The sequence below is a fragment of the Rhodococcus sp. O3 genome (assembly GCF_048897285.1).
GTDB lineage: Bacteria > Actinomycetota > Actinomycetes > Mycobacteriales > Mycobacteriaceae > Rhodococcus.
Map to the genome: position 1 here is coordinate 1 of NZ_JBMBTE010000257.1, position 3,030 is coordinate 3,030.

The window sequence follows — 3,030 nt, forward strand, 5'->3', positions numbered from 1 at the left end:
TTCACCAAACACGTCACCGACCTGTTCGAACACGGCCTCGGCACCGTGGTGGGGTCCTGGCAGACCTGGGCGCTGGTCACCGCCGGTCTCACCGGCGGCTACCTGCAGCAACTCGCCTTCCAGGCCGGGGCGCTCGGCGCGTCCCTGCCCGCCCTGACCATCGGCGAACCCCTCGCCGCGGCGTTCCTCGGCATGACCGTGCTCGGGGAACGGCTGCGGGTCGACGGCCCCGGCCTCGCCTTGGTCGTCGCGTCCGTCGTCGTCATGCTCGCCACCACCGTCGCCCTGTCCCGCGACCAGGCGCACCACACCCCCGACCCCGCCGCGACCCGCGGCGCGGACCCGCACGACGCGACCGATCCGGACATCGCCCAGTAGAATGGTGCCCCATCCGACCACGCTCGGCGCGCGGCGACCGCGCGGCCGAACCCGACGAGAGGAACCAGGTGCCCACGGCACCCACTATCACCAGCACGGCACTATCCCCGGTCGTCACGGCCGACGCGGACTCCGATTCCGCCGGTTCGGAGGGCTCCTCTAGCGAGCCGGGTGACAGACCCGGCGGAACCGAAACCCGGCAGGGGCGGCCCTGATGTCCGTTCTGCTGTCCATACTTTCCCTGGTCGGCTTCGTTGCGCTGACCGCCGGCACGGCCCTGTTCGTGGCCGCCGAATTCTCCCTGACCGCGCTCGAACGCAGCACCGTCGACGCCCACGCCCGGGACGGTGACCGCCGCGCCCGCCAGGTGCAGCACGCCCACCGCACCCTCTCGTTCCAGCTGTCCGGCGCCCAGCTGGGCATCACCATCACCACCCTGATCACCGGTTACCTCGCCGAACCTGTGCTGGCCCGGTTCCTGAACCCGCTGCTGCAGGCCCTGGGCCTGGGCGAATCCGCCGCGTCCGGCATCTCCCTCGCCCTCGCCCTGATCCTCGCCACCTCCTTCTCGATGATCTTCGGGGAGCTGGTGCCGAAGAACCTGGCCATCGCCCACCCGCTCGGCACCGCCCGCGCCACCGCGGGACTGCAGGTCGGGTTCTCCCTCGTGTTCAAGTGGGCCATCCACGGACTGAACGGCTCCGCGAACTGGGTGGTGCGGCGGCTCGGCATCGAACCCGCCGAGGAACTGCGCTCGGCGCGGTCTCCGCAGGAACTCGGCTCCCTGGTCCGCGCCTCCGCCGAAAGCGGTGTCCTCGACGAACGCACCGCGTTGCTCGTCGACCGCTCCCTGCGGTTCGGCGACCGCACCGCCGAGGACCTGATGACCCCGCGGGTGACCATCGAATGCCTCGACCAGCACGACACCGTGCTGGACCTGATCGACCTGTCCGACCGCACCGGCTACTCGCGGTTCCCCGTCGTCGACGGCGACCTCGACGCCACCCTCGGGGTCGTGCACGTCAAACACGCCTTCACCGTCCCGGGGCCGCGCCGCGCCCACACCCCGCTGCGCACCCTCGCCCGGCAGGTGCCGGTCGTGCCGTCGACCCTCGACGGCGACGAGGTGATGGAACGCGTCCGCGCCGACGGCATGCAGGTCGCGCTCGTCGTCGACGAATACGGCGGCACCGCCGGCATCATCACCATGGAGGACCTCATCGAGGAGATCGTCGGCGACGTCCGCGACGAACACGACGAACCCGAACCCGACGCCCGGCAACTCGACGACGGCTGGTCCTGCTCCGGGCTGCTGCGCATCGACGAGATCGCCGGCCTCACCGGCTACCACGCCCCCGACGGCGACTACGAAACCATCGGCGGCCTGATCCTCGACGAACTCGGCCGCATCCCCGACACCGGCGACGAGATGCTGCTCCCGGCCCGTCCCGGCGACCACACCGAACGCTGGCTCGCGCGGATCCTCGCGATGGACGGGCACCGCATCGACCGGATCCTGCTCACCCCGGTCCCCGCGGACACCGTCCCCGACGCGGCCGACACCGACGCCGCGGGCGACACCGAACCGGTCGCGCACACGAACGGAGAGCAGCGATGAACGACCTGCTCGGTGTCCTGCTCACCGTGGTGCTCCTCGCCGGCAACGCCTTCTTCGTCGGCGCCGAATTCGCGCTCATCACCGCCCGCCGGGACCGGCTCGAGTCGCTCGTCGCCCAGGGCAAGAAACGCGCCGCGACCGTCATCGACGCCGGGGAACACCTGTCGCTGATGCTCGCCGGATCCCAGCTGGGCATCACCATCTGCTCGATCCTGCTCGGCCGCGTCGGCGAACCGGCGATCGCGCACCTGATCGAGGCGCCGCTGCACGCGGTCGGCCTGCCGGACTCGCTGCTGCACCCCCTCGCGTTCACCGTCTCGCTCGCGCTCGTGGTGATCCTGCACATCCTGCTCGGCGAGATGGTGCCCAAGAACATCGCGATCGCCGGACCGGAACGCACCGCGATGCTCCTCGTCCCGGTGCACCTGCTGTTCATGCGCCTGGCCAAGCCGCTCATCGCGTTCTACAACCTGTGCGCCAACCTGTCCCTGCGCCTGATGCGGGTCGAACCCAAGGACGAACTCGAGGTCACCGTCACCGCCATCGAACTGTCGGAGATGATCGGCGAATCCCGCTCCGAAGGGCTGCTCGACGAGGAGGAACACCGCCGCCTCACCCAGGCCCTGGAAACCAGCGGCCGCACCGTCACCGAGGTGATGATCCCCATCGACCGGGTGCGGACCGTGCCGATCACCGCCGGCGGCACCACCCTCGGGGCGCTCGAACAGGCCGTGATCGACACCGGTTTCTCCCGCTACCCGACCCTCGACCCGACCGGGAAGGTCACCGGCTACCTGCACATCAAGGACGTGCTGGACCTGGTGCGCGACGAGAACGCCGGCCCCGACACCGTGATCCCGCCCGGGGAGGTGCGGGAACTGCCCCGGGTCGCGCTCACCAGCGCACTCGACGACGCCCTCGCGCTGCTGCGCCGCACCAGCTCCCACCTGGGCGGGGTGGTCGACGCGACCGGCACCGTCGTCGGCATCGTCGCCCTCGAGGACCTCGTCGAGGAATTCGTCGGAACCGTGCGC

3 protein-coding genes are annotated in these 3,030 nt (G+C 70.8%); all 3 read left to right on the forward strand.

Annotation, left to right across the window (positions count from 1 at the left end; all coding sequences use genetic code 11):
• Positions 1-378: DMT family transporter (locus ACN675_RS28555; protein WP_420754020.1), on the forward strand; the 378-nt coding region annotated here is incomplete at its 5' end.
• A 214-nt stretch (positions 379-592) separates the two neighbouring features.
• Positions 593-1,996 (forward strand): hemolysin family protein, encoded by a 1,404-nt coding sequence (locus ACN675_RS28560; RefSeq protein ID WP_420754021.1) that lies wholly within the window; start codon positions 593-595, stop codon positions 1,994-1,996.
• Positions 1,993-3,030, forward strand: a 1,038-nt coding sequence (locus tag ACN675_RS28565; RefSeq protein WP_420754022.1) for a hemolysin family protein, incomplete at its 3' end; no start/stop codon positions are given. The genes ACN675_RS28560 and ACN675_RS28565, both read left to right, overlap by 4 nt.

Bases quoted from the DNA above. Each gene is read 5' to 3' on its own strand.
- ACN675_RS28560 (WP_420754021.1), top strand. From the start codon at position 593: ATGTCCGTTCTGCTGTCCATACTTTCCCTGGTCGGCTTCGTTGCGCTG.